The sequence below is a fragment of the Flavobacterium sp. genome, assembly GCF_049318325.1.
Classification (GTDB): Bacteria; Bacteroidota; Bacteroidia; order Flavobacteriales; family Flavobacteriaceae; genus Flavobacterium.
Map to the genome: position 1 here is coordinate 1 of NZ_JBMOGQ010000018.1, position 26802 is coordinate 26802.

Annotated in this window: 26 protein-coding genes; 5 read left to right on the forward strand and 21 right to left on the reverse strand. The window is 32.0% G+C overall.

What is annotated here, in order from left to right; genetic code table 11:
* The 12 genes from ACOYLP_RS03230 to ACOYLP_RS03285 form a co-directional block, all read right to left on the reverse strand.
* Positions 1-1150, reverse strand: a 1150-nt coding sequence (locus ACOYLP_RS03230) for a sensor histidine kinase (RefSeq protein ID WP_422854736.1), incomplete at its 3' end; no start/stop codon positions are given.
* A 70-nt stretch (positions 1151-1220) separates the two neighbouring features.
* A complete protein-coding gene (gene coaE / locus ACOYLP_RS03235; RefSeq protein WP_422854737.1) occupies positions 1221-1805 on the reverse strand; it encodes a dephospho-CoA kinase in 585 nt (194 codons plus the stop codon).
* Positions 1802-2806: a glycosyltransferase gene (locus tag ACOYLP_RS03240; protein WP_422854738.1), complete on the reverse strand. Its 1005-nt coding sequence runs from the start codon at positions 2804-2806 to the stop codon at positions 1802-1804. Before ACOYLP_RS03240 ends, coaE begins: the two co-directional genes overlap by 4 nt.
* Before the next feature lie 87 nt (positions 2807-2893).
* Positions 2894-5329, reverse strand: coding sequence for a T9SS type A sorting domain-containing protein (locus ACOYLP_RS03245; RefSeq protein WP_422854739.1), 2436 nt, complete (start codon positions 5327-5329; stop codon positions 2894-2896).
* A 102-nt stretch (positions 5330-5431) separates the two neighbouring features.
* Positions 5432-6619 (reverse strand): enoyl-ACP reductase FabV, encoded by a 1188-nt coding sequence (fabV, locus tag ACOYLP_RS03250; protein WP_422854740.1) that lies wholly within the window; start codon positions 6617-6619, stop codon positions 5432-5434.
* 75 nt (positions 6620-6694) lie between these two features.
* Entirely contained in the window at positions 6695-8347 is a 1653-nt protein-coding gene (gene recN / locus ACOYLP_RS03255) for a DNA repair protein RecN (protein ID WP_422854741.1), read from the reverse strand.
* Positions 8348-8388: 41 nt separating this feature from the next.
* Complete coding sequence (locus ACOYLP_RS03260) at positions 8389-9276, reverse strand: DUF4835 family protein (RefSeq protein ID WP_422854742.1); 888 nt, start codon at positions 9274-9276, stop codon at positions 8389-8391.
* 64 nt (positions 9277-9340) lie between these two features.
* Positions 9341-10567: a bifunctional phosphopantothenoylcysteine decarboxylase/phosphopantothenate--cysteine ligase CoaBC gene (gene coaBC / locus ACOYLP_RS03265; RefSeq protein WP_422854743.1), complete on the reverse strand. Its 1227-nt coding sequence runs from the start codon at positions 10565-10567 to the stop codon at positions 9341-9343.
* A gap of 6 nt (positions 10568-10573) precedes the next feature.
* Positions 10574-10894, reverse strand: coding sequence for a DNA-directed RNA polymerase subunit omega (locus ACOYLP_RS03270; RefSeq protein WP_236396634.1), 321 nt, complete (start codon positions 10892-10894; stop codon positions 10574-10576).
* Positions 10895-10902: 8 nt separating this feature from the next.
* Positions 10903-11697 (reverse strand): outer membrane protein assembly factor BamD, encoded by a 795-nt coding sequence (locus ACOYLP_RS03275; RefSeq protein ID WP_422854744.1) that lies wholly within the window; start codon positions 11695-11697, stop codon positions 10903-10905.
* A gap of 109 nt (positions 11698-11806) precedes the next feature.
* Positions 11807-12691, reverse strand: coding sequence for a 4-hydroxy-tetrahydrodipicolinate synthase (gene dapA, locus ACOYLP_RS03280; RefSeq protein WP_422854745.1), 885 nt, complete (start codon positions 12689-12691; stop codon positions 11807-11809).
* A 1-nt stretch (position 12692) separates the two neighbouring features.
* Positions 12693-13211: a DUF6913 domain-containing protein gene (locus tag ACOYLP_RS03285; protein ID WP_422854746.1), complete on the reverse strand. Its 519-nt coding sequence runs from the start codon at positions 13209-13211 to the stop codon at positions 12693-12695.
* Between the two features lie 48 nt (positions 13212-13259).
* Here ACOYLP_RS03285 and ACOYLP_RS03290 point away from each other — a divergent pair, with 48 nt between their 5' ends.
* Together ACOYLP_RS03290 and ACOYLP_RS03295 are read left to right on the forward strand one after the other, a co-directional pair.
* Entirely contained in the window at positions 13260-14063 is an 804-nt protein-coding gene (locus ACOYLP_RS03290; protein ID WP_422854747.1) for a 5'-nucleotidase C-terminal domain-containing protein, read from the forward strand.
* A 4-nt stretch (positions 14064-14067) separates the two neighbouring features.
* Positions 14068-15018 carry a bifunctional metallophosphatase/5'-nucleotidase gene (locus tag ACOYLP_RS03295; protein WP_422854748.1) on the forward strand — a complete coding sequence of 317 codons (951 nt, stop codon included), beginning with the start codon at positions 14068-14070 and terminating at the stop codon, positions 15016-15018.
* Between the two features lie 53 nt (positions 15019-15071).
* On the opposite strand, the gene ligA is transcribed toward ACOYLP_RS03295, so the two are convergent.
* From ligA to rpsF, 5 genes are all read right to left on the reverse strand, one after another.
* Entirely contained in the window at positions 15072-17072 is a 2001-nt protein-coding gene (ligA, locus tag ACOYLP_RS03300) for an NAD-dependent DNA ligase LigA (RefSeq protein ID WP_422854749.1), read from the reverse strand.
* A gap of 74 nt (positions 17073-17146) precedes the next feature.
* On the reverse strand, positions 17147-17620 hold the full coding sequence (locus ACOYLP_RS03305; RefSeq protein ID WP_422854750.1) for a DUF6495 family protein: 474 nt from the start codon (positions 17618-17620) through the stop codon (positions 17147-17149).
* 137 nt (positions 17621-17757) lie between these two features.
* Positions 17758-18198, reverse strand: a complete 441-nt coding sequence (rplI, locus tag ACOYLP_RS03310) for a 50S ribosomal protein L9 (RefSeq protein WP_422854751.1) — start codon at positions 18196-18198, stop codon at positions 17758-17760.
* Positions 18199-18260: 62 nt separating this feature from the next.
* Positions 18261-18557, reverse strand: a complete 297-nt coding sequence (rpsR, locus tag ACOYLP_RS03315; protein WP_136152299.1) for a 30S ribosomal protein S18 — start codon at positions 18555-18557, stop codon at positions 18261-18263.
* Between the two features lie 2 nt (positions 18558-18559).
* On the reverse strand, positions 18560-18904 hold the full coding sequence (gene rpsF / locus ACOYLP_RS03320; protein ID WP_396141610.1) for a 30S ribosomal protein S6: 345 nt from the start codon (positions 18902-18904) through the stop codon (positions 18560-18562).
* A 189-nt stretch (positions 18905-19093) separates the two neighbouring features.
* On the opposite strand from rpsF, the gene ACOYLP_RS03325 reads away from it, so the two are divergent.
* The gene (locus ACOYLP_RS03325) at positions 19094-19789 is read left to right on the forward strand and encodes a LytR/AlgR family response regulator transcription factor (RefSeq protein ID WP_422854752.1); all 696 of its coding nucleotides are present in this window, start codon (positions 19094-19096) and stop codon (positions 19787-19789) included.
* On the opposite strand, the gene priA is transcribed toward ACOYLP_RS03325, so the two are convergent.
* The 4 genes from priA to nadC are packed head-to-tail and all read right to left on the reverse strand — an operon-like array spanning position 19786 to position 24504.
* A complete protein-coding gene (gene priA, locus ACOYLP_RS03330) occupies positions 19786-22266 on the reverse strand; it encodes a replication restart helicase PriA (protein ID WP_422854753.1) in 2481 nt (826 codons plus the stop codon). The genes ACOYLP_RS03325 and priA overlap by 4 nt on opposite strands.
* A gap of 14 nt (positions 22267-22280) precedes the next feature.
* Positions 22281-22700: a DUF2147 domain-containing protein gene (locus ACOYLP_RS03335; protein WP_422854754.1), complete on the reverse strand. Its 420-nt coding sequence runs from the start codon at positions 22698-22700 to the stop codon at positions 22281-22283.
* A gap of 5 nt (positions 22701-22705) precedes the next feature.
* A complete protein-coding gene (locus tag ACOYLP_RS03340) occupies positions 22706-23647 on the reverse strand; it encodes a YihY/virulence factor BrkB family protein (RefSeq protein ID WP_422854755.1) in 942 nt (313 codons plus the stop codon).
* Positions 23647-24504, reverse strand: coding sequence for a carboxylating nicotinate-nucleotide diphosphorylase (gene nadC / locus ACOYLP_RS03345; RefSeq protein ID WP_422854756.1), 858 nt, complete (start codon positions 24502-24504; stop codon positions 23647-23649). The genes ACOYLP_RS03340 and nadC overlap by 1 nt, the downstream gene beginning before the upstream one ends.
* Before the next feature lie 152 nt (positions 24505-24656).
* Here nadC and ACOYLP_RS03350 point away from each other — a divergent pair, with 152 nt between their 5' ends.
* On the forward strand, positions 24657-25697 hold the full coding sequence (locus tag ACOYLP_RS03350) for a quinone-dependent dihydroorotate dehydrogenase (RefSeq protein WP_422854757.1): 1041 nt from the start codon (positions 24657-24659) through the stop codon (positions 25695-25697).
* Between the two features lie 60 nt (positions 25698-25757).
* A complete protein-coding gene (locus ACOYLP_RS03355; protein WP_422854758.1) occupies positions 25758-26582 on the forward strand; it encodes a hydroxymethylglutaryl-CoA lyase in 825 nt (274 codons plus the stop codon).
* Positions 26583-26802: the final 220 nt, after the last annotated feature.

Sequence of the window (26802 nt, forward strand, 5' to 3'; positions counted from 1 at the left end):
CGATTATCTCGTGAATGTTGGCAGATTCTTTATAGATATCTAATTCTTTTTTCTCGAGTTTTGAAATTCGTAACACATTTTCAACTTGTGCATGCATTCGCTTATTTTCGTCTTTTATCATTTGCAAGTAGCGAAGCACCTTTTCTTTATCATCAATGATTTTTGGATTTTTGATGGCATCCAAAGCTAAATTTATCGTTGCAATTGGCGTTTTAAATTCGTGTGTCATGTTATTAATAAAATCAGTTTTGATAAGAGAAATTTGACGCTGTTTTATCAATTGATTTAAAGCACTTGCATAGGCGATAATGATAATAAGAGTAAAAATAATTGATAAAATACATATGCCAATTAATTCCGAAAACAAGAACTTTTTCTTTTGAGGAAAAGTCAATAACAATTGGTATTTATTATTCCCATCATTATCAATAAAAATTGGAATGGAATAAGTTGATTTTTTTTCATACCGAAACCCTTCCGATTTAATTTTTGTTGCCAAACCGTTACTGTAAACATTAAATTCAAAGGGAGTTTTAACACCGTATTCATTGAGTTCTTCAAATAATAACTTATGCATCATCTCATTTGAAACTCTTTTTTGAATTGGCTTTACCGCTGCAATATCTTTATATACAATTTCAAATTGCGCGTTGTCCAATATATCTAAACGACCGGATTTTTCAATTTTAATATCGGGAGTAACCTTTTGTTTTAAATTTGATTTATCTATATCATCATTGTAAATCTCAGTTTTTCTTTTTGCTGTGAAATTTTTGAGCTTTACGCTATCTAATTTTTTGTCAAAGAACGAAGCCGAAATTCCATAGTCTTCAGAATTTATGCTGTTTGAATATATTATTGTTTCATTAGTTCTTGAATCTCGCTGATAGTAACCAAACTCTAAAAAATCAATTTTTTCTGGAGTTTTACCTATACTATCTTTCAGACGGTTATACATTTCATAATATGAATATTGCTCATTTTTTTGTAATTTATCAGCAACATTCCCAAGAACTTGTTTTACATGATACTTAAATTGTTCTTCGTTGTTTTCAAAAGACTTATCAAACCAATAAACTTGAACTAGAATTATACCTATTAAAGACAAACTCATTAAGACAATCAGTAAACGAAAAAACAACTTATTCATTAAACAAATTTAACTTTTTAACATTTATACTATAAATACATTAACCAAATATTAACATCTTGGTCATAAATTATTGATTTTTTAATTTTTTAAGAATTACAGCAACCTGTTTTTTAGTGAATTCAACAGACAAATTATCAATAACATAATCACTTTTTGCAATTCTTTGTTCGTCAGTCCATTGGTTTTCAATTCTTTTTAAAACAGATTCTCTATCCGTTTTATCGCGTTTCATAACTCGTTGAAGTCGAATTTCCAATGGACAAGTTACTGTGATAATAGTATCGCAATATTTATAGCTTCCGGATTCGAATAAAATAGCAGCTTCTTTAACAACAAAAGGGTAATTTTTATGCTTTTCAACCCAATTGTCGAAGTGTTTTTTAACTTCAGGGTGAACAATACTATTAAGCTTTTGGAGCTTTTTTGGATTATTAAAAACAAGTTGAGCTAGCTTTTCACGATTAAGAATTCCGTTTTCTAAAATTTCTTTTCCAAATTCATTACTTAACGCATTAATAATATAATCAGAAGTCATCAATTGTTTAGCTTCTTTATCAGCAATGTATACCGGAATTCCCAATGATTTAAAATATTCGGCAACCAACGTTTTTCCAGAGCCAATTCCCCCTGTTAATCCAATTATTTTAGTCATGATTTTACTTTAAAAAATAATTCTGGAAATGCTATTTCGGGTTTTTGTTTATTAATGATAATTTTAAAATATGATTCTAAAAAACCTCTCCCATATCCAAAAAATTGTTTAATAACAGCTATTACAGATAGAAATCCTATTTTAAAACTTTTGTTTTGTATTGATGAAAAAATGAATATCAAACCAAAATAAAGCAAGTAGCACAGTATCGGAAACTCAATTCCAAATAAAAATAAAAATATTGAAATTGAAAATCCAATGATAAACAACGATGGAAAGTAAAAAGTTAATTTACTATATTCAGGATACCAAGAATTAAGGATTGGTCTGGCTTTTCCAAATTTATTTACTTGAACAGAAAATTTATCCCAATCAATTCTTCGTTTATGATAAACTATTGCTTTTGAAAAAAGTCTAGTTTCATATCCTAATTTCCATAATCTGATTGATAAATCTGGATCTTCTCCAGGATGAATATTTCCAAAACCCTTAGAATCTTCAAAAGCTTTTTTTGAAATTCCCATATTAAAACTGCGTGGTTGGAATTTAGATAATTTTTCAGAACCTCCACGAATTCCACCTGTCGTTAGAAAAGATGTCATAGCGAAATTTATTGCTTTCTGAATAGCTGAAAAAGAATCTAAAGCAGCATCGGAACCTCCAAAGCAATCAACATAATTAGCTGTTAATTCATTTTCAACTTCAGTAAGATACTCTTTTGGAATAATACAATCGGAATCAAATATGATAAAATAATCTCCTTTAGATTTTTTCATTCCAAAGTTTCTTGAGTCACCTGGACCACTATTCTCTTTAAAATAATAAGATATATTTAATTTGTCTTTAAAATTTTCAATTTCATTATTACATGTTATTGAAGATCCGTCTTCAACAATTACAATTTCGTAGGGCTTATTATAATCAGAAACCACGAGACTTTCTAATAATTCTTTTATCTCATCAGGTCGATTATAAACTGGAATAATTACAGAAAATAACATTGCTATTTTTTTAACAAATATATGTTTAATACAAAAGAAAAACCACCTAAAATTTAGGTGGTTTGATTATGTAAGAAAATCTTATTATTATTCTTTGATAACCTTAATAGTTTTTAGTTGATTGTTGGATGTTACTTTAACCATATATGCTCCTTTTGAAAGGTTTGACATATCAATTTGAGCAGCATTAGCATTAATAACATTTGAAATAACTTTTTGTCCTAACAAATTAAACACTTCAACATTTGAAATTTCTTGGTTATAAGATAAATTCAATGTGTTTTTAACTGGATTTGGAAAGTATGAAAAATTAGCATCGTCAAAAGAACTGTTTCCTAAACTATTATCAGATAGCTTTAATGTAAATGTTCCTTGTTCTGCTGAATTACTCCACACTTGAACAAAATATGTTTCACCTGGAGTTAACCCAGTTAAAACTTCAGATGTAGCAACAGTTAAATTAGAATTACAAGTTCCAGTTAATGCAGTCAATGCTGCACATGTACCTGAATATAAATTAAAGTTCAAAGATGTCATTGTAGTTGGTGTAACTAAACATGTAACATTTCCAGAAGCTGGAGCTTGAAATGAAAACCAAACATCTTGTATTGAACCAAAAAGATCACAAGATGGTTGAGTTGAGGATACAGTTCCAAATGAGTTATCCGAATTATTGTCTAATCCATCAACTTGAACATTTAATGCAGTTCCACAATCTTGGTTGGCTACTGCTGGAGGAGTTACTGCGGCACAAGTTACATCCATAACAAAAGCCCCAACACTTCCTACATTCCATCCTTCAACAGCAACATAATAAGTTGTAGTTTCGTCTGAAGTAAAAATAACTTTTGAACGCGTAGAATCATTAGTTACATTACAAGACGCAAAATCGTCATTTCCAGCAACTAATGTCAAATTACCAGATGTTCCAGTATATACTAAAACTGATGTATCATAAGATGAATTACATAAACTTAATGTTACTGTCTGTGCTGATCCACTACCGGTAAATGAATACCAAAGATTTGGAGCATCCATATCTGCACCAAAACCATCAGGAGCATTATCTTCATCTAAAGTTACTGGTGTTGAAGTGTCTCCTGAATAAGTATTCCCACAACTTATAGCAATAGGAGTTGCAAAATTATCATTTGTTGGAGGAGGTGGTGGTGTACCTACACAAACGTTAAATGTAGTAGTCTGACCTGCAGTAGCATTCCAAGTATAAACTCTAACATAGTATATTTGACCAATACTTAATCCAGTTGGATTACTAACATCAGCATCAGAACAAGATCCTGTAACTAGAGCTAAACTATTACAATCTGCTCCTGTCCATAAAGAGTGATACATATCTGTAGTAGAACCGGCAGCATTTAATATACTTATTCTATGAGATGTTGAAGTAGCAGTAAAAGAAAACCAAACATCATCATCTTCAGTTCCTCCGCATGCAGCTGCATCTTGTGTTGAAGCTGTTGCACCAACTACAGTACCAGAAGACACTGTACCACATAAGAAATCTGAATTAACAGTTAATGACGTAGCACCAGAACAATTGTCATTAGCTGGTGGTAACGGTGGATTAACAGTCAAGACCCCATTAATTTTATCCGTCCCATTCCAAAAACCATAATTAGTTCCACCATAAACAAAAGCACCTCCATTTAACTGATATCTTGTAGCATAATAATAGGTACCCGGAAGTAAACCAGCTCCCAGATTTACTTGATATTCATCATTATTTCCTATCATCCCAGAATTCCAAGTAGCTGCTGTCCAATTTGTCCAAGTATTTGGATTAGTATCGGTTGTACTATATCCAACCCAAGCTAGAATTCCTGGAGCTTGTCCAGTAATATTAGGAGCAACATCTGTTAATCCAGCCTCGTATATTTGACCATAAACTGTTACACTTCCACCTTGATTGATTGTTGCAGTGTAAGGAAATTGTAAATTGGCATAATCAGGTAAATCCGGAGGTAGTGGTGCTACTAAAAGTGAATAATCTTCTGCTTGTCCGAAACCCGTACCAGTTTGACAAGAAGTGCTATAAGCATTAAATCTTTTAATAACTCTCATTCTAGTGTTTCCAGTTAAAGCAGTTGGAGGAACTAATATACTCCCAGTTAATTGAATTGCATCTTCTCCAGTAGAATTAGTAATTGTACCAACATCATAAGATTCACCCGCATCAGTAAAATCATTATTTTGGTTCCAATCAACATAAACTCTTAAATATGTTACATAGTTTCCATCGGTATTACCTTTTAATGTTATTGTATAAGAACTACCAGCTGTAACATTACCTGTAAGTGTGGAATAATCTTCATGAGCAATAATTGTAGTTCCATCATTAGCTCCTACAACGGCTGAAGTTGAATTATTAATCCCAGCAAAGTTTACTAGTGTAATCGGTTCAACATTCGAAGTGAAAGTCAATGGTCCGCAATAGGGTAAAGGAAATTGCGCAAACCCTGAATAACTGACTAACATCAGTAATAAAAAAGTAATTTTTTTCATGAGTTAAATGTTTAAAAAAAGTTAGATGGCATAAAAGTAGTAATAAATAAAAAAACTCACAATTAATATTTGTGAGTTTTTAATTTTAATATAAACTATTGATTATATGCTAGGTATTTTCACTAATTCATTTGTATCTACATTATAATCAATTCCTTCAAATCCAAATCCAAAAAGATTTAAAAAATCTTGTTTATAACCAGATAAGTCACCAATTTCTGAAAGGTTTTCAGTAGTTGCTTTCTCCCACAACGTTTTTATTCTATCTTGAATATCATCTCGCATTTCCCAATCGTCAATTCTGATTCTTCCTTTGTCGTCAGTTAAAACTTCTTTTCCTGTATAAAGGCGTTGTTCAAACAATCTTTGAATTTGTTCGATGCAACCTTCATGAACGCCTTCAGCTTTCATAATTTTATATAATAAAGATATATAAAGTGGAATTACAGGAATGGCGGAACTTGCTTGAGTCACCAAAGCTTTATTTACTGAAACGTAGGCATTTCCATTTAAAGACTTCAGATCATTCGTAATTTTAAAAGCAGTTGCTTCCAAATCATCTTTAGCTCTACCTATTGTTCCTTTTCTATAAACTGCTTCTGTAACCTCTGGTCCAATATAAGAATAAGCAATAGTTGTTGCGCCATTAGCTAAAACTCCTGCATTTTTTAATGCATCAATCCACATTTTCCAATCTTCACCACCCATTACAACTACAGTATTGTCAATATCTTCCTGATTTGCAGGTTCAATAGTAACTTGCGAAACTAAAGCCGTATGAAAATCAACTGTTTTGTTTGAAAATGTTTGCCCTATAGGTTTAAGTACAGAACGATGTAAAACTCCCGTGACAGGATGCATACGAACTGGCGATGCTAAACTGTAAATTACCATATCAACCTGCCCTAAATCGGCTTTAATCAAATCAATTGTTTGTTGTTTAACTTCATTAGAAAACGCATCGCCATTAATACTTTTAGCATATAAACCTGCTTTTTGAGCTTCTGTTTCAAAAGCTGCAGAATTATACCAACCCGGAGTTGCGGTTTTTCCTTCTGACGGCGGTTTTTCGAAGAAAACTCCAATTGTTCCAGCTCCTGAACCAAAAGCACTTGTTATCCTTGAAGCCAAACCAAAACCAGTTGAAGCTCCAATTATTAATACTTTTTTAGCGCCATCAATATGTCCTTTTGACTTTACATATTCAATTTGATTTTTAACATTTTGAGCACATCCATCGGGATGAGCTGTCAAACAAATAAATCCTCGCATTCTTGGTTCAATAATCATATGATATGTATTTTATGTTAGTTTTTATGCCTGTAAACCTAAAGTTTGATGTTGCAAAAGTAATAAATTCGGATTTCAATTCAACAATGCTTTAGCATGATTAATAGCTGAATCAGAAATGTCTTTTCCGGAAAGCATCTCGGCAATTTCTATTATTCTTTCATCATTGTTTAACAACTTCAATTCTGAAACGGTATTTTCTCCCAAAACAGTTTTGAAAACTTTGTAGTGGTGTGTTCCTTTTGCCGCAATTTGAGGAAGATGTGTAATGGCAAAAACTTGCATGGTTTTACTCATGTCTCTCATTATTTCTCCCATTTTATTAGAGATTTCGCCCGAAACACCAGTGTCTATTTCGTCAAAAATTATTGTTGGCAACTTGGAATATTGAGATAGAATAGATTTAACTGCTAGCATAATTCTAGACATTTCACCGCCAGAAGCAACTTTCTTAAGCATACCGAAATCGGTTCCTTTATTAGCAGAAAATAAAAATTGTAATGAATCTTTTCCATTGTTGTAATAAGTTTCAGATGCTATAATATCAATTTTAAACCGAACATTCGGCATACCTAACAGATTCAAAATTGCTATTAGTTGTTCAGATAAATTGGGAATCGCTTCTCTCCTACTATAGCTTATTTTATTTGCAACTTCATCAAGCTGCAATTCTAAATCTTTGATGCTTTTTTCAAGCTCTAGAATTTCCTCTTCTAAAGTAACAACTGAAACAACTTTGCCTTCTAAATCAGTTTGAATCTGAATTAATTCTTCAACAGTTAAAACATTATGCTTTTTTTGAAGATTATAAATCAGTTGCAATTTTTGATTGACGGTTTCCAATTTCTCAGGATCATTAAAGACCAAATCTGATTCACGATTTAATTCTTTTACTATATCATCAAATTCAATTAAGAGACTGTTAGTTCGTTCAAAAAGTGATTGGTATTCAGTTGAAAAACCAACATTTTTCTGAAGAACTGCTTTAAATTCTTTTAGATTTTTTAAAACTCCAAATTCTTCTTCATTAGAAATAGATAATAGTTTATCTAAATTTTCTTTTATGAATTCAACATTACTTAATGTTTGATATTGTTGCTCTAATTCTTCTAATTCGCCTTCTTTTAAATTGGCTATTTCTAATTCCTGATACAAAAACTCGTTATAGTCTTTCTCTTTTAAAACTGCTGATAACTCATTTTTTTTAGATTCTAAAGTCAATTTTGCAACACGGTATTTTTTTAAACCAGATTGATATTCAATAAGAAACTCATGATTATTAGCAATAGCATCTATGATTTTAAACTGGTACTCTTCTTCTGATAGTTCTAAAGTTTGATGTTGTGAATGCACATCTATCAAATAAAGACTTAAATCTTGCAGTTGTTGAAGATTAACTGGACTATCGTTTACAAAAGCGCGCGATTTTCCGGAAGGCAGAATTTCTCTTCGAATTATAGTTTCCTGCTCATAATCTAAATCATTGGATTCAAAGAAAAATTCCAAATCGTATTTACCAATAGAAAAATTGGCTTCAACAATGCACTTTTCGTCTTTATTTTTAAGTGAAGTCAAATCGGCACGTTTTCCTAAAACCAAACCCAACGCACCAAGAAGTATAGATTTTCCTGCGCCAGTTTCACCTGTTATTATTGAAAATCCATTCGAAAAATCAATATCTAATTTTTCTATAAGGGCAAAATTCTCAATGGATAATGATGTAATCATGTTCAGAAAATGAAGGAAAGTTTAAAATAGTAATATACTTATTATAACTTAATTGCCGACCATTTACTTGTATTGAGTGGTGACAACTTATTTAAGTTATCGATAGTCGCATTTAAAGAAACTTTTGGACCACCAGATAATATAGAAACCAATTCATCGGCTTTGGCATCAAAAAAAACACGGGTTAAAAACGCATTTGAACGAACTTGATACAGGTTTGATAAAGTGCCAATGGCTTCAATAATTTTATTTTTAGAGCCTTTTACATCATTAGCCATGGTATCTAATCCTTCTCTGTGATATTTATACAAAGTTACTCTATAATCATCAAATGTTCCTGAAAGAATATCTGTTACTAAAAAATATCTGTTTTGATTTCCATCTGATTGACTCCATCCTTTTAAACCACTTTGTTGTGCAACTGTTAATATTTGCTGCGCTGTTTCATAGTGCTTATTTCCAGACATTAAAGCATAAGTATCTGCATCAAAACCAATAATCATATAACAGTAATAAGCCAAAACTGAAACTAAATTGGAATCAAAATTAGAGGGATTAAATTGCAAAATTTCAAACTCAACATAACGAAAATTAAAATCTTTGTCGTTATAGTTGAATACCGGCGATTCGTAAGTTGAATTAAAAACCGGTCTTGTTGACTGAACCTGAATTGTTGCAGAAAACTGATTTGATTCATAGCTGTTAACAATAATAACCATGGAGCATTCAATTTTCTCATTTTGCTTATATTCCTCTCCTGTCCAATCCGTTTTATTTACAAAATCACTTATTGAAGTTTTTAAATTTTTAAATATTTGGTTATTAGTCGTTGCAATTTTATCCGAATTTATCTGAATCGAACAATTTAATTGTTGTGCTTGCGCTAATCCAACAAAAAGCAAAAAAAGAAAACTGATTCTATTTTTCATGTGTAAGTATAAATTGTTTTTTAATTTGTCACATAGAATTCGCAATTGAAGAAAATAGTATATACTACTTACTCTTTGTGATCATTTCATTAAAAGAAATTACTTTATTCATAATATCGTTTGCAACCAATTCTTTTGATTTCAAATCCATCGGTTCTACTATAAAATCTTTATTTATAAAGGTAATTTTGTTGGTAGCTTTTCCAAAACCAGCACCTTCATCCTGAAGCGAATTTAAAACAATCAAATCTAAGTTTTTTTTCTGAATTTTCAACTTTGCATTTTCAATTTCATTTTCAGTTTCTAAAGCAAAGCCAATTAGAAATTGATTTTGTTTAATTTTCCCCAAAGAAGCCAATATGTCCTGTGTTTTTTCGAGTTCAATTGTTAAAATAGCTTCTTCTTTTTTGATCTTTTGTTCAGCAACAACCTTTGGTTTGTAATCAGCAACTGCCGCTGCACAAATAGCAACATCAACTGAATTAAAATGTTCATGACAAGCATCATACATTTCTTTAGCTGAAGTCACTCGAATTAAATTAATAACGGGATTTATTGTGTTTAAGTGTGTTGGACCTGAAATTAAAATCACTTCTGCTCCATAATTTGCACCACTTTCAGCAATATCAAATCCCATTTTGCCTGAAGAATGATTGCCAATAAATCGAACCGGATCAATTGCTTCATAAGTTGGGCCTGCGGTAATAAGTATCTTTTTTCCTCTTAAAGGTAATTTGCTTTCTAAATCATTTTCTAAGAATGCTATAATATTTTCTGGCTCAGCCATTCTTCCTTCGCCAGATAGTCCACTGGCTAATTGACCCGTTTCTGCCGGAATAATAATATCTCCAAATTGTTTTAATGTATGAAAGCTTGCAATAGTTGAGGGATGCTTGTACATATCTAAATCCATTGCCGGAGCGAAATAAACCGGACATTTAGCAGAAAGATAAGTTGCAATTAAAAGATTATCGCAATTGCCATTTACCATTTTAGATAACGTATTGGCAGTTGCCGGAGCAATAAGCATTAAATCGGCCCAAAGCCCTAATTCAACATGATTGTTCCATTGAGCATTGTCATCTTCTTCGTTGTAAAATGTTGAATGAACAGGATTTTTTGAAAGTGTAGATAAAGTTAACGGTGTTACAAAATCCTTAGAAGCAGGAGTCATTATCACTTGGACATGTGCACCTGCTTTAATAAATAACCTAACTAATGTTGCTGTTTTGTATGCGGCAATTCCACCAGATACTCCTAGTACTATTTTTTTACCGCTTAAAACAGACATCTTTTATTAGTCTTTTGTAGTATCTCTATAGTAAATTTTGTCATCAAGCCATTCTTGAACAGCTAATGCGTGAGGTTTTGGTAATTTCTCATAGTATTTAGAAACTTCAATTTGTTCTTTATTTTCAAAGATTTCCTCAAGACTATCATTGTAAGTAGCAAACTCTTCTAGCTTTTCAGTTAATTCTTTTTTAATTTCAGAATTGATTTGGTTTGCTCTTTTAGCCATTATCGTAATTGCCTCGTAAACATTTCCAGTACGCTCTTCAATTGCAGTCTTGTTATAAGTAACTGTGTTTACCGGTGCATTCGTCTTCTTTAAATCCATGACTTTTTTTATTTAGAAAATTGTTTTAAATCTTTTTCAATTCGAGCCAACATATCGTCAGCTTTTGATTTGTATTCTGTATCTGCTTTAAATTTGATCAAACTTGAGTAAGCTCCTTTTGCGTTTTCAAGTCTTTCTTTCATTTTTGAAGGAACACTATTGATAGCTAATAAATAAGCAGAATCTAATTTGTAAAATAATGCTTTCTCTTTATAAGGTGTTCCAGGAAAATTAATAATAAAATTATCTAATGCTACTATAGCTGCTTTGTAATCTGAAATGGTATTATAAATTTTAGCATTTTCGTATGCTTTCTTCTCTAATTTTTCTCTTAAATTTTTTACCAATAAATTTGCTTCAACCATATTTTGTCCTTCCGGATAAGTGTCAATATAATTTTGAAGCTTATCAACTGCTTTATAGGTATCGGTTTGATCTAAACTATAAACCGGCGATAAATAACTGAATGATTTTGCTCCTAAAAAAGAAGCCTCCTCAATCTTTTCACTTTTTGGATAACTAGCTACAAAACTCTCAAATTGATAACCCGCCAAATAATATTGTTCTGTTTTATATAAAGATTGTGAATAAATATAAAACATTTTTTCTGCTGAAGGTTTTCCTTTATAAGCCGGGGCAATTTGTTCAAAAAGACGGATCGCTTTATTGTATTTTTTGGCTTCGTACATTTTTGTAGCTGAAACAAATTTAACAGCAATATCTTCCGATTTTAATGCTTTTTGGTATTCGCTACAAGATGATAAAAATACAATTACGGCAAATAAGGCTAAAAATTTCTTCATTATTTTATTTGATTCAACTGATATTAAACACATTTTGTGTTGTAAAAATCAACTGCAAATTTAGTTATTAATTATAGACTACAAAATATTTTTTTCGACTTTAAAAAAGCTACATTTTTGAAATTTTATTGGTAAAATGATGCAATCGATTTGCTAAATCTTCATTAACATTTACTAATGGCAAACGAACTGTATTTTCTGATAAGCCCAATGATTTAAATACTTCCTTGATGCCAGCCGGATTTCCTTGTTCAAAAATCATATCAATAGAATCAGCTAAAAAATAATGGATTTTATAAGCATCATCTACTTTTTTGTCTAAACCAAGATGCACCATTTCAGTAAACTGTTTTGGAAAACCTTCAGCAATTACAGAAATAACACCTGCACCGCCTGCTAAAATCATTGGCAACGTAATCATATCATCACCCGAAATTACTAAAAAGTCTTTTGGTTTATCTTGTATCAATTTCATAGCCTGTACAATATCGCCTGAAGCTTCTTTAACAGCAATAATATTTTTAAAATCGTTTGCTAATCTTATGATCGTTTCAGGCAACATATTACTGGAAGTTCTGCCAGGAACATTATATAAAATCACCGGAATTGGAGATGCTTCTGCAATGGCTTTGAAATGTTGGTAAATTCCCTCTTGTGTTGGTTTGTTATAATAGGGAGAAACAGATAAGATAGCTACAAAATCTGAGAAATTTCCTGATTTCAGTTCTTCAACAACTTCTGCTGTATTGTTACTTCCAACCCCTAAAACCAATGGTAATCTTCCTTTATTGGTATCAACGATAGTCTCAATAACCAATTCTTTTTCAGCTTTTGATAAAGTAGCGTTTTCGGAAGTAGTACCAAGAACTACTAAATAATCAATTCCATTATCAATTTGGAAATTTACGATTGCTTTTAAAGCGTCAATGTCAACTGAAAAGTCTTTTTTGAAAGGTGTAACTAGTGCAACTCCGGTTCCGATTAATAATTGCATGTTATATTTTATTTAGAATTTTTAAATATTTGAATAATTCAGACATAAAAACTATATAGTTTTCGGCATTGGTATCAATCATAAAATGATTCAATCGTTTGTCTATCGAGGCAAAACCAACCTTAAAACTCGCTTTAGATAAATTAGAAACCAAAAGTAATGCAACTTTTTCGGTATCATAATAATTAATCAACAAATCAAAAGGTTCAGCTATAAAATTTTTAACTTCTTTTTTATCTACTGTTCCGTGCCAACTCAAATCTTTGAGACTAAAAATCGGATAATCAAAAACCTCATTCTTTTTTATTTTGTCTTTATAAACTAAAACTTTAATGTCTTTTTCTTCAATACCATTTTGAATTAACTCTTTGACGAGACCTTCTCTTTCATAAAAATAAGTTTCATCAAAAATAATCCCTACGGTCTTGATTACTTTATCGGAAGCCAAATGCTTAACATTTGACAAGTTATTTTTAACTATTTTTTTTGTTGAAAAATCCTTTAAGTAATTTAAAAACATACTACTTTTACTTGAATTACAAATTTACTAAAATTAGTTCCATAAGCGATGGTAAAACTAAAAAACTATAACGGCGTGGTAAAGCATTTTGTTTTATTATTAACATTTACTGCTGTTATCTCTTGTGCCGAAAAGAAATACGTTATCACCAAAATCGAAGGTAAAGAAATTGGAATTACAGTTGTCAATTCTGAAGTTGTTGACTCTAGTGCAAGTCAACAGACACAACAAATTGAAAACTTTATTAATCCCTATCGAGATAAAATAGATGCTGATTTGAGTGCAGTTTTGGGAAACGCTACGGAAAGTATCGATAAATCAGGTGAATGGCAAACCCCAATGGGGAACTTTTTAGCCGATATTACTTTTGAAAAATCCAATAAAGTATTTCAAATGCGTGAAAAAAAAGCTATTGATATTTGTTTACTCAATCATGGTGGTATTAGAAGCATTATTCCAAAAGGAAATGTAACTGCACGAACTGCTTATGAAATTATGCCTTTTGAAAATAGTGCCGTTGTAATTGGATTGAAAGGCGAACAGATTTCAGAGATTATTACCTTTATTATTTCAGAGAAAAAACCGCATCCTTTAAAAGGATTAACTTTCGCAATAGATAAAAACAATCAGCCTAAAAGTATTATGATTAATGGAAAAACATTAGATGATACTAAAGTATATTATGTCGTCACTTCTGACTATTTATCAAATGGAGGTGACAATATGATTTTTTTTAAAAAAGGAGTTGAAAAATATAATTTAGATTATAAGCTTCGAAATATTATTATAGATTATTTTAAGGAAAATAAAATGATTGTTCCCAATAGAGACATTAGAATTACCAAAGAATAGTATTATGAAAAGAAGAGATTTTATACAGAATACGGCTTTAAGTTCAGCATTGCTTGGACTTGGAGGCTTAACTCCGCTCTGTTCGGCTGCACCTGGAGTTTCATTAAGTAGTTTTAATTCGGTCGATTCTAAAACCAAAAAATTGACAATACTTCACACTAACGATGTTCATAGCTATATCGACCCTTTTCCACCAACACATCCAAAAAATCCGAATATGGGTGGCGTAGCCAGAAGAGCTGCACTGATTGAAACAATCCGAAAGGAAAATCCAAATGTTTTACTACTTGATGCAGGTGATATTTTTCAGGGAACACCTTACTTTAATTATTATGGTGGCGAATTAGAATTCAAGTTGATGAGCATGATGAAATATGATTTAGCTACCATTGGAAATCACGATTTTGACAACAGTATTGAGGGCCTGTACAATCAGTTACCAAATGCAAACTTTGAATTTGTAAATGCTAATTATGATTTCAAAAATACCGTTATGTATGGTCATGTGAAACCATATAAAATAGTTCGCAAAGATGGAATTAAAGTTGGCGTTTTTGGAATAGGTATTGAACTTGAAGGTTTAGTTGATAAAAAAAACTACAAAGAAACTGTTTATCACGATCCAGTTAGTGTTTCTCAAGATATGGCAAGGATTTTAAAGCAGGAAGAAAAATGTGATTTGGTAATTTGTCTTTCACATATAGGTTATCAATACAAAAATGAACCGGATAAAATTAGCGATGTTAGATTAGCCTCATTGACAAAAGATATCGATTTGATTATTGGTGGTCACACTCACACCTTCTTAGACAAACCGAGTATAATAAAAAATGTAGAAGGAAAAGATGTTTTGGTAAACCAAGTCGGTTGTTATGGCGTAAATCTTGGTAGAATTGATTTTTATTTTGATAGTGATGTTTCTAAAATAGCTCCAGGAAAGTCGATTATTGTTTGATTTCTAGAAGATAATTACATTTACGTAAAAAAACCAAAGCATCAGAATCAATGCTAATTTGTTATCATTTCTAAAAAATCATTTTCTGAAATTATTGCAATTTTTAATTGATTTGCCTTCTCAAGTTTTGCTGGTCCCATATTATCTCCAGCAACTACAAAGTCAGTTTTGGCAGAAATGGAACTCCCAACCTTTCCACCATTATCTTCAATTGCTTTTTTCAAATCATCACGCGAGAATTTCTCAAAAACACCAGAAACGACAAAGGTTTTGCCGGCTAATTTGTCTGTAGCATTTGGATTGAATTTTTCGACCAATTCCAATTGAACACCAAATTGTTTTAATCGTTCGATAATTTTAACATTTTCCTGATTTTCAAAAAACTCGATTACACTTTGGGCTATCTTCTCTCCTATTTCATCAACCAAAATTAAATCCATTAAAGGTGCCTTCTGCAAAGCATCAATATTTTTATAATGTTTGGCCAATTTCTTAGCAACAGTCTCGCCAACATATCGAATACCAATCGCATACAAAACTCTTTCAAACGGAATTTCTTTAGATTTCTGAACGCCATTAACTAAATTTTCAGCCGATTTTTGAGCCATTCGTTCCAATGGCAGAATTTGTTCAACTGTTAACTCATATAAATCAGCGTAATCATTGACCAAACCATTATTGAAAAGCAGAGCTACTGTTTCTCCGCCAAGGCCTTCAATATCCATTGCTTTGCGCGAAATGTAATGTTGAATTCTGCCTATAATTTGTGGCGGACAACCATAGAAATTTTGACAATAATGATTGGCTTCACCTTCGGTTCTTATCAATTTCGAATTACATTCAGGACAATGTGTTATGTATATAGTTCTCTCAGAATTAGTTGGTCGTTTGGTTAAATCAACTCCTATTATTTTCGGAATAATTTCGCCTCCTTTTTCAACAAAAACAGTATCGCCGATACGAATATCTAATTTTTCAATTTGATCTGCATTGTGCAATGAAGCACGTTTCACGATTGTTCCTGCTAATTGAACCGGTTGCAAATTAGCGACCGGAGTTATAGACCCTGTACGCCCAACTTGATATGAAATCGAATTTAATATTGTAGAAACTTGTTCTGCTTTAAATTTATATGCTATAGCCCAACGAGGTGATTTGGCGGTATATCCTAATTCATCTTGTTGGTGAAAGTCATTTACTTTAATAACCACCCCATCTGTTTCATATGGCAAATCATGTCTATGTGAATCCCAATAATTGATATAATCAAAAACTTGTTCAAGATTTTTTGCCAATTTGGCTTCCTTTGGAACTTTGAAACCCCAATTGCGAGCTGATTCTAAACCTTCATATTGCGATTCAATAGTTAAATTATTACCAACTATAAAATAGAGCAAGCATTCCAAAGGACGTTTGGCAACTTCACTGCTATCCTGTAATTTAAGACTTCCTGAAGCGGTATTTCTTGGATTGGAATAAGGCGTTTCTCCAATTTCAATTAATTCCTGGTTCATTTTTTCAAAACCTTCAAAAGGCAAAATGATTTCACCACGAATATCAAATCGCTCCGGATATTGTCCTTTTAGTTTTAAAGGAATGGATTTTATGGTTTTGATATTATTGGTCACATCATCACCTTGAAAGCCATCACCACGAGTAACAGCACGATTTAATTTTCCGTTTTCATAGGTTATAGAAATTGAGGCTCCGTCATATTTCAATTCGCAAGTATATTGTAACGGGACATTGCCAAGCACTTTTTGAATCCGGTTTTCCCAATCGATTAAATCTTCTTTGGAATAGGAATTTTCCAAAGAATACATTCGGTAATCATGAACAACTGTATTAAAATTTTTAGTAATCGTCCCACCAACTCGTTGTGTTGGAGAATTATCATCATAGAATTCAGGATGATTATTTTCTAATTCCTGAAGTTGTTTTAGTTTTTGGTCAAATTCAAAATCAGAAATCGTTGGGGTATCTAACACATAATAATTATGATTATGCTGATTAAGTTCATCTCTTAAATCCTGAATTATTTTCTGAATATCCATAAAAAGAAATTGGCTATTTTAGTTGCAAATTATGCGCACTAAAATAGCCAAAATATTTTTAAAAAAGAGAAAAACTATGATTGAATAATACCGTTTATTTGAAGGTATAATTGTCCGTCGCTTAAAATTGCACCTTCTTTTATCAAATGAAAAATGGAGGCATTTCGTTCTTCCTGATATTCCTTTTTACCCAAGTGGATTTCAACAGTATCTGTAAATATATTATCACTCAACCATTGTAAACCTTCTTTATCCATAAAGTCGACCTGTGGTTCTAATGCTTTTAAAACTATAGATTGAATTAATTTTTCCTGACAATGAAAAAGGAAAATATGATTTTTAGAAAAATGTTCCAGATATTTAGCATTGGATAAAACACCTTCCCAAATTAAATCGGAGAAAACATCCAGCTCTTGTTCGGCTACTTCGGGCTTTTCGTTTTTTATTTTATCCCATTCTCCTTTATCTATAGATTGGGTTGCAAGGAAATTTGAAAATTCTTTGTGTAATGCTTCAAATTGCTCTTTAGTTAATCTTTTATACTTCATTTTAAGATTTAGATTTTGTTATTTAACTGTAGCCTATTCCCGATTGAAGCTAGCTACAATTTAGCGCGAAAAGCGGGAAATAGCTTCAAAAAAAAATCCCGACTTACATCGGGACTTTTATACTATGTAGAGAAGTATTACACTTCAGCTACAATTTCATATGGTAATTCAACTATAACATCTCTGTGAAGTCTCACAGTTGCAGTATATTTACCTGTACGTTTTACAACTCCACTTGTGATGAATTTTCTATCTACAGTTTGACCGGCAGCTTCTAAAGCAGTAGCGATATCAATATTAGAAATAGAACCAAATAATTTTTCACCACCAGCTTTTGCTGTAATTTTAATTTCGATAGCTTTCAAAGCTTCACCTAGTGCCTTAGCATCGTTTACAATTTTGGCTTCCTTGTGTGCTCTTTGTTTTAAATTTTCAGCTAATACTTTTTTCGCGGATGGAGTTGCTAAAGAAGCAAATCCTTGTGGAATTAAGAAGTTACGACCGTATCCGTTTTTTACGTTAACTACATCGTCTTTAAAGCCTAAATTTTGAACGTCTTGTTTTAAGATAAGTTCCATGTTGTTGTCCTTATTATAGAAGTTAGGTTCCGCTGTTTGGGAAACCAACAACTTAGTTTATATTATTTTAATAAATCGGCCACGTATGGCATTAAAGCTAAGTGACGTGCTCTTTTTACAGCTACTGACACTTTTCTTTGATATTTTAAAGAAGTTCCTGTCAAACGACGTGGTAAAATTTTACCTTGCTCGTTTACAAATTTCAATAAAAAGTCTGCATCTTTATAATCAATGTATTTGATTCCAGATTTTTTGAAACGACAATACTTTTTAGTTTTGTTAGTTTCGATGTTTAAAGGAGTAAGATATCTGATATCTCCGTCTTTCTTTCCTGAAGCTGATTGTTGTAAATTTGCCATAATTAGTTTGCTTTTGCTTCTTTTAATTTAGTTCTTCTTCTTTCTGCCCAAGAAATTGCGTGTTTGTCCATACTTACAGTTAGGAAACGCATAACCCTCTCGTCACGTCTAAACTCAGTTTCAAAAGCAATAAGAGCTTCTCCTGATACTTGGAATTCGAATAAATGGTAAAAACCACTTTTCTTGTTTTGGATTTCGTAAGCTAGTTTTTTTAAGCCCCAATCCTCTTTCGACACCATCTTTGCTCCTTTAGCAGTAAGAAAATCTTCAAATTTGCTTACTGTTTCCTTTACCTGAACTTCAGATAAAACGGGATTTAAAATGAAAACAGTTTCGTAATGATTCATAATTATATATGATTAAATTTTAAATTGGGCGCGAAGTTACAATTAGATTTTTAATATACAATGGCTAAACCTATTAAATCGTCAAAAAGTAAAATATATCGTTTAAAAGCAAAAAAAATCGACAAAACGTTAGGTCGTTCAAAAAAAACTATATACTTTTACAAAACCAAATCTATAATTAATAATATTATGAAACTAAATTGTGTTGTTGTCGATGACAGTTCCATTCAGAGAATGATCATCGCGAAGTTAGTAAATAATCACCCAAATCTACACTTAGTTGGTGATTTTTCTAATGCAATTGAAGCAAAAAATTGCATGTCAGTTCATACCGTTGACTTGATTTTTCTCGATATCGAGATGCCAATCATCAATGGTTTTGATTTCCTTGACGGATTAAAAGTAAAACCTCAAATTATTTTTATCACGTCAAAAGCAGAGTATGCTATGAAAGCATTCGACTATGACGCTACGGATTACCTACAAAAACCGATAGCACTTGATCGTTTTAATGCTTCTGTTAGAAGAGCTATGGATATCCATATGCTTAAAAAAGAAAATCAAGATGAAGAAGGAGAACATATCTTTATTAAGAGCAACCTTAAAAAACTTAAAATTTATACCAATAAAATTAAGTGGATTGAGGCTTATGGAGATTATGTAAAAGTAGTTACCGAAGAAGATAGTAATCTTGTTCTTTCTACTATGAAGTCTTTTGAAAATGATTTATCGAAAGAGAAATTTATTCGTGTTCACAAATCTTACATAATTAATATCGATAAAGTGGAACGTTTCAATAGTAAGTTCGCTGAAATTGGAGTTACTAAAATTCCGTTGAGTCGTAATAAAAAAGAAGATTTAATTAAAGCTTTAGCTATTGCTTAATGAAAATCCACATTTACAGTAACTTTAATAGTTCTGTATTGTGACACTAAATCAAAACTATTCAGTATTTTCTGGATAGTTTTTTTTGTACCTTGAATAGAAGCATCTCCCGGCATTTTTATCATAATAGTTCGAATATATTCGTTTCGAATTCTTCCGATTGCAGGTTCTTCCGGACCAAGAACTGGAATGGTTAAGTTTTGATTTAAAACCTGATACAACCACATTGAACCTTCTTTTAGCTTTTCAAAATCACGATGCTTTAATGTCAATTTTATCAAACGGAAAAATGGTGGATAGTAATAAATCTTTCTTTCATAAAGTTGTTCCTTGTACATTCCTTCATAATCATTATTGGTAACTTGCTGAATAATATTATGCAACGGATTATAGGTTTGGATAATCACTTTTCCACGTTTTTCTGCTCTACCCGATCTACCAGCGACTTGAGTCATCATTTGGAAACTTCTTTCGAATGCCCTAAAATCAGGATGATAGATCATATTATCAGCATTCATAATTCCAACCAACGAAACATTGTCAAAATCTAATCCTTTGGCAAGCATTTGGGTTCCTACTAAAACATCAATTTCTCTATTCTTAAAACTGTCAATAATTTTTTCAAAACTGTATTTACCGCGTGTGGTATCTTGGTCCATACGTTTGATATTTTTCTGAGGAAATAATTCGGCTAATTCCAATTCTATTTGTTCTGTTCCAAAACCTTTGGTTTCCAAATCAACACTAGAACAAACATGACAATTCGATGGCTTAGCCATCGAATAGCCACAGTAATGACAACGCAATTGACTCTTATATTTATGATACGTCAAACTAACATCGCATTGTGGACATTGTGGCACATGACCACAAGTCATACATTCTAATACTGGTGAAAAGCCACGACGGTTTTGAAACAAAATCACTTGTTCATTATTTGCAAAAGCTTCTGTTATTTCTTCAATTAAAGTTTGGCTGAAATGCCCTTTCATCTTTTTACGGAAGTAACTGTCTTTCAAATCTACCAGTTCAATCTCTGGCATTTGAACATTTCCGAAACGTTCTTTTAAATCAATTAAACCAAATTTTCCGGAAGCCGCATTATAATAAGTTTCAATACTTGGAGTTGCTGAACCTAACAAAACTTTCGCTCTGCCCAGTTCGGTTTTACCACGGGTTGCCTGATGTAAGTTTGCCAAAACAATCGCAGCATCACGGGCGTGATATCTTGGTGCCGGATCTTGCTGTTTAAAAGTTTGTTCGTGCTCTTCATCAACTATGATTAACCCTAAATTATTAAACGGTAAAAATAAAGCCGACCTTGCTCCTATTACCACTTGTGCTTTATCAGAAGAATTTAAAACTTGAAACCAAACTTCTACTCTTTCGTTGTTACTGTATTTGGAATGAAAAACAGCCACTTTATTACCGAAATGTTTTGTCAAACGAGCCACTAATTGTGTAGTTAAAGCAATTTCCGGTAGCAAATACAAGACTTGCTTACCCAAAGCAATATAATTATCAATGAGTTTGGTATATATTTCCGTTTTTCCACTTGAAGTTACACCGTGTAAAAGCGCAACCTCTTTTTCTTCAAAAGATTTCACAATTTCATCGAATGCTGTTTGTTGAGCAACACTTAATAAAAATTTGTTTTCAACTTTATTATTCTCAAAATTTACGCGGTCTTCTTGAATAAAATATTCTTCAAATATTTGTTTATCAACCAATGCTTTGACTATAGCTACCGAAGTTTGAGCGGTTTCTGTTAATTGCTTGACGGAAATAGGCTGTCGTTCCCGAGCTTGTGTTTGAAAATACTGCAGTAAAATGTTTTTTCGTTTTTCTGATTTTATACTGTCTAGTAAGGCAATGAGATTTTCTTCCTTTTGATATTGCTCGTGTAATCTAATATATTTGACAAGTTTAGGCTTGTATTCCTCACGAATTTCTTCCTGAAGCGAGATAATATTTTTGTTAATCAGTTTTTGAATAACAGGCAAAACCGTTTTCTTATTTACTATGTCAATTATGTTTTGAATCTTCAATGAACTTTGATGTTGAAGGGCCTCATAAATAAGAAACTCATCATCGGATAAGGAAGCTTCATCTACAAAGGTTTCATTGTTTTGTGAAATTATTGTTTCGCTTTCTAACAATAATGCCGATGGCAAAGCACCTCGATAAACATCTCCAATGTTACACATATAATAGGACGAAATCCAAAACCAATGATTGATTTGTAATTCGTTTACAATTGGTCTTTCGTCAAGAATTTGATCAATTTCTTTGGCTACATATAATGTTGGTTCTTCCCGATGCAAATCGATAACCAATGCTGTGTAGATTTTGCTTTTACCAAACGGAACAGAAACCCGCATTCCTTTTTTAATAAATGCAAATTCATTTTCTGAAACTCTGTAAGTAAATGTTTTAGGCAAAGAAAGAGGAAGAATAACTTCAATAAAAAAATTCATTATTTATGTAGCTATTATATTCTAAACCAAGTTTGTGATCTTCCAAAAAGCGAAATGCCAATATAACCACGAACGATTAATTTATCCTTTCCTTCTAAGTTCATTTTACAGTGATATGATTTACCATTCTTAGGATCGGTTATCTTCCCACCTTCATAAAAATCACCATTCTTTTTTAAACCTTTGATAATAACTAATCCTAAAACAGGTTTGTTTTTATCTTCTCCTTCGCAAATTTCACATTTTAAATGTTTTTTTTCTTTCTCAAGAATTTCAATTATTCGACCATATACTTTTCCGGCTTTTTCATAAATCTCAACAATACCATTCTCCATACCAGTTTCGTCATCAACAGATTTCCATTTTCCAAAAATAGTTTGCGAAAAACTAACTTGAAAAATAAAGAAAACAACAATGGATAAAATTAGTTTCATTGCATTTAATTATCTAATTCTTTTTGTTTCTCACGTCTTATATGTTGTATTGAAGTATTTAAATCAAAGCCTAATATAAGAATCATGCAATTAATCCAAATATAAAACATTACTACTAACAATGTACCTATTGAACCATAAAGTTCATTGTATTTAGAAAATTTCACAACCCAAATTCCGAAGAAATAAGAAGAAATGATAATTAAAATAGTAGTAAAAACTGAACCTATTGATATAAACGGTCTATTCTTATCATGTTTGATTCCAAATTTGAATAACAATGAAGTTGAAAACAATATCATCAGAATGACAAAAACATATCTTCCCAATTCAATCAACGGTATACTATCTGAAAGCACATCTTGAATTTTTGTTTTCTGAATAAAAACCTCAAAGATTATAATAGCAGCAACAGTTACTATCAATAGAAATGATAAAACCATAGACAAAGCCAAAGCAACAAAATATTGTCTGAAAAATTTTCGTTTTAGTGTAACATGCATATGATGCGAAGTCTCAAAACCACCAAGAATAGCAGTTATACCATTTGCCATTAAAAATATAGCTATTAAAAATCCTGTTGAAAGTAATCCGCTATGACTGTTATGCAAAATATCGTTTATGATTTTAAAAATAGCATCATAGGTTGTTGGCGGAACACTTTGTTTTACGAATCCTAAAAAGTCCTCTTGAAATCCTTGAATAGGAATATAAGGAATAAGGTTTAGTATAAAAAGCATGAATGGAAATAAAGCCATAAAGAAGCTCCACGCAATTGCGGCAGCACGATATGAAATTGCGCCTTCAAAAATCCCGACAAAATAAAGGTCTAACAAATCAAATAAAGACAAACCATGTAGCCATGGCAATTTTATCTTTTTCAATAAGAAAACGAGCTGTTTAATTATTGGAAGTTTTATGAATTTATTTTCTGTTGTTGTCGACATTAAAAAGCTTTTAAACTTAAATCCATATTGTAAACCGAATGGGTTAATGCTCCGGAAGAAATATAATCAACACCGCATTCTGCATATTGACGAATAGTTTTTTCATTGATATTTCCAGATGATTCTGTTAGGCATTTATCTCCAATTAATTCAACTGCTTTTCGAGTATCTTCAAAATTGAAATTATCAATCAGAATTCGGTAAATACCTATGTTATCTAGAATTTCTTTTATTTCGGTAAGATTTCTTGCTTCTACAATAATCTTTAAATCAAGATTATTAAATTTTAAAAACGCCTTGGTTTTGTTAATAGCATTTGTAATTCCTCCGGCAAAATCATTGTGATTGTCTTTCAGCATAACCATATCATACAATGCAAAACGATGATTTTCACCGCCACCAATTTTTACTGCCCATTTTTCGCAGGCGCGAAATCCAGGTGTAGTCTTTCTGGTATCGAGGATTTTGGTTTTTGTACCTTCTAAAAGTTTTACGTATTGATTAGTCTTGGTTGCAATGGCCGACATTCGCTGCATCGAATTCAGCACCAATCGTTCTGCTTTTAAAATTGATTGTGAACTTCCGGAAACATGAAAAACAATATCACCGTGTTTTACTCTTGTTCCATCATGAATAAAAGTTTCAATCTCTAGAGTTGGATCCACATTCTCAAAAACCATTTTGGCAAATGCTACTCCTGCAATTATTCCGCTTTCTTTAACTAAAAGCTTAGCTCTTCCTATGGCAGATTCAGGAATAGAAGCCAATGAACTATAATCACCAGGACCAATATCCTCACGGATGCCGTTTTGTATAATTAATTTAAGTTCTTCTTGAAACTGTTCTTCTGTAATCATTTTAAAACTTTTGTTTGGCTAAAGTAGCATATAATTTGATGATTTGAAAATTTGATGATTTGATGATTTGAAGATTTATAATTAATTTTCAAATTGGTACATCTTAAAATTTTCAAATTAAATTCTACCTTTGCAGCACAACATCACTACTCATGTACAAACTACTCATTCGTCCCATTTTATTTTGGTTTGATCCAGAAGAAGTTCATTATTTCTCTTTTATTTTTATCAAATTTATTAGTAAAATTCCTTTTGTTCCCAATATTCTAAAATCGATATATGAAGTAAAAGACAGCCGTTTGGAACGTGAAGTTTTTGGATTAAAATTCAAAAACCCAGTTGGTTTAGCTGCCGGATTTGATAAAGATGCTAAATGCTATAAAGAATTATCAAATTTTGGTTTTGGTTTTATCGAAATCGGAACTTTGACTCCAAAGCCTCAAGACGGAAATCCAAAAAAACGTTTGTTTCGGTTAAAAAAATATAACGCCATCATAAATAGAATGGGGTTTAATAATGGAGGCGTTGATGCTGCAGTTTTGAGATTAAAGAAAAATAAAGGTGTTCTGATAGGTGGAAACATTGGTAAAAATAAGCTTACGCCAAATGAAGATGCTATTTCTGATTATCTAATTTGCTTTGATGCCTTATTTGATTATGTTGATTATTTTGTTGTGAATGTGAGTTCGCCAAACACTCCGAATCTTCGTGAACTTCAAGAAAAAAAACCATTAACAGAACTTTTATCTAAACTCGAATCCCGAAACTCTGAACACACAACTAAGAAACCCATACTTTTAAAAATTGCTCCTGATTTGACAAATGATCAACTATTAGATATCATTGATATCGTAAATGAAACAAAAATTGCGGGAGTAATTGCAACAAACACAACCATTTCACGAGAAGGATTACAAACTGAAGATAATCCAGAAGTTTCCAGAGAAACCGGTGGTTTATCGGGTAAGCCTCTAACCAAACGCTCAACAGAAGTCATTCGTTTTCTTTCGGAGAAAAGCAATAAAGCCTTTCCAATCATTGGAGTGGGCGGAATTCATTCGGCTGAAGATGCATTAGAAAAACTAGAGGCTGGAGCGAGTTTAGTTCAGCTTTACACTGGATTTATTTATGAAGGCCCAAAATTAGTAACCGAAATCAATAAAAAAATCCTTAAAAAAAACTTTGTAACTTAGCCACTTTGCAACTCTGAAGCTTTGAAAGAAATCAAAATCATAGAATGTCCACGCGATGCCATGCAAGGTATCAAAGACTTTATTCCAACACAAAATAAGGTTGATTATATTCAGTCGCTGCTACGTGTAGGGTTTGACACAATTGATTTTGGAAGTTTTGTTTCGCCAAAAGCGATTCCACAAATGCAGGACACAGCCGAAGTTTTAGCTCAATTGGATTTATCGGAAACGCAAAGTAAACTACTAGCCATTATTGCCAATACACAAGGAGCAAAAATTGCTTCAACGCATAAAGAAATACAATACTTAGGTTTTCCGTTTTCTATTTCTGAAAACTTTCAAATGCGGAACACACACAAAACTATTGCTGAAAGTTTACTAACACTTCAGGAGATTTTAGATATCGCCTATGCTTCGAATAAAGAAGTGGTTGCATATCTTTCTATGGGTTTCGGTAATCCGTATGGCGACCCCTGGAATGTTGAAATTGTAGGTGATTGGACTGAAAGACTCGCAAATATGGGCGTTAAAATCCTTTCGCTTTCGGATACTATTGGAAGTTCCAGTCCCGATGTGATTACTTATTTATTTTCGAATTTGATTAGAAAATACCCAAATATTGAATTTGGCGCGCATTTACATACTACTCCAGACAAATGGCATGAAAAAGTTGATGCTGCTTATAAAGCCGGTTGCGTTCGTTTTGATGGAGCCATTCAGGGCTTTGGAGGTTGCCCAATGGCAAAAGATGATTTAACCGGTAATATGCCGACAGAGAAACTACTATCCTATTTCACTGCTCAAAAAGCGAATACCAATACAAGTCCTATGAGTTTTGAAAGCGCATATAACGAAGCCACAAAAATTTTTACCGTATTCCATTAAAAGATTACAGTAACATTCGTAGCATGCAGCATTGTTCGGTAATACTGTACTTTAGATTGAGGTTGAGGCTGATATTGAGGTTAAGATTGAGGTTGAGACTATATACTACATCTTCCTCTTAATCAGCTTATAAATTTCAATCCACATTACGGATACAAATCCAACAAAAACACTTAAGCCTATTTGAGCCTTATCTACTTTTTCAAACAAGAAGAAGCTT

Coding starts and splice junctions, on each gene's coding strand:
- coaE (WP_422854737.1), bottom strand. CDS start 1,805: ATGACTAAAATAATTGGATTAACAGGGGGAATTGGCTCTGGAAAAACG.
- ACOYLP_RS03240 (WP_422854738.1), bottom strand. CDS start 2,806: ATGTTATTTTCTGTAATTATTCCAGTTTATAATCGACCTGATGAGATA.
- ACOYLP_RS03245 (WP_422854739.1), bottom strand. CDS start 5,329: ATGAAAAAAATTACTTTTTTATTACTGATGTTAGTCAGTTATTCAGGG.
- fabV (WP_422854740.1), bottom strand. CDS start 6,619: ATGATTATTGAACCAAGAATGCGAGGATTTATTTGTTTGACAGCTCAT.
- recN (WP_422854741.1), bottom strand. CDS start 8,347: ATGATTACATCATTATCCATTGAGAATTTTGCCCTTATAGAAAAATTA.
- ACOYLP_RS03260 (WP_422854742.1), bottom strand. CDS start 9,276: ATGAAAAATAGAATCAGTTTTCTTTTTTTGCTTTTTGTTGGATTAGCG.
- coaBC (WP_422854743.1), bottom strand. CDS start 10,567: ATGTCTGTTTTAAGCGGTAAAAAAATAGTACTAGGAGTATCTGGTGGA.
- ACOYLP_RS03270 (WP_236396634.1), bottom strand. CDS start 10,894: ATGGATTTAAAGAAGACGAATGCACCGGTAAACACAGTTACTTATAAC.
- ACOYLP_RS03275 (WP_422854744.1), bottom strand. CDS start 11,697: ATGAAGAAATTTTTAGCCTTATTTGCCGTAATTGTATTTTTATCATCT.
- dapA (WP_422854745.1), bottom strand. CDS start 12,691: ATGCAATTATTAATCGGAACCGGAGTTGCACTAGTTACACCTTTCAAA.
- ACOYLP_RS03285 (WP_422854746.1), bottom strand. CDS start 13,211: ATGTTTTTAAATTACTTAAAGGATTTTTCAACAAAAAAAATAGTTAAA.
- ACOYLP_RS03290 (WP_422854747.1), top strand. CDS start 13,260: ATGGTAAAACTAAAAAACTATAACGGCGTGGTAAAGCATTTTGTTTTA.
- ACOYLP_RS03295 (WP_422854748.1), top strand. CDS start 14,068: ATGAAAAGAAGAGATTTTATACAGAATACGGCTTTAAGTTCAGCATTG.
- ligA (WP_422854749.1), bottom strand. CDS start 17,072: ATGGATATTCAGAAAATAATTCAGGATTTAAGAGATGAACTTAATCAG.
- ACOYLP_RS03305 (WP_422854750.1), bottom strand. CDS start 17,620: ATGAAGTATAAAAGATTAACTAAAGAGCAATTTGAAGCATTACACAAA.
- rplI (WP_422854751.1), bottom strand. CDS start 18,198: ATGGAACTTATCTTAAAACAAGACGTTCAAAATTTAGGCTTTAAAGAC.
- rpsR (WP_136152299.1), bottom strand. CDS start 18,557: ATGGCAAATTTACAACAATCAGCTTCAGGAAAGAAAGACGGAGATATC.
- rpsF (WP_396141610.1), bottom strand. CDS start 18,904: ATGAATCATTACGAAACTGTTTTCATTTTAAATCCCGTTTTATCTGAA.
- ACOYLP_RS03325 (WP_422854752.1), top strand. CDS start 19,094: ATGAAACTAAATTGTGTTGTTGTCGATGACAGTTCCATTCAGAGAATG.
- priA (WP_422854753.1), bottom strand. CDS start 22,266: ATGAATTTTTTTATTGAAGTTATTCTTCCTCTTTCTTTGCCTAAAACA.
- ACOYLP_RS03335 (WP_422854754.1), bottom strand. CDS start 22,700: ATGAAACTAATTTTATCCATTGTTGTTTTCTTTATTTTTCAAGTTAGT.
- ACOYLP_RS03340 (WP_422854755.1), bottom strand. CDS start 23,647: ATGTCGACAACAACAGAAAATAAATTCATAAAACTTCCAATAATTAAA.
- nadC (WP_422854756.1), bottom strand. CDS start 24,504: ATGATTACAGAAGAACAGTTTCAAGAAGAACTTAAATTAATTATACAA.
- ACOYLP_RS03350 (WP_422854757.1), top strand. CDS start 24,657: ATGTACAAACTACTCATTCGTCCCATTTTATTTTGGTTTGATCCAGAA.
- ACOYLP_RS03355 (WP_422854758.1), top strand. CDS start 25,758: ATGCAAGGTATCAAAGACTTTATTCCAACACAAAATAAGGTTGATTAT.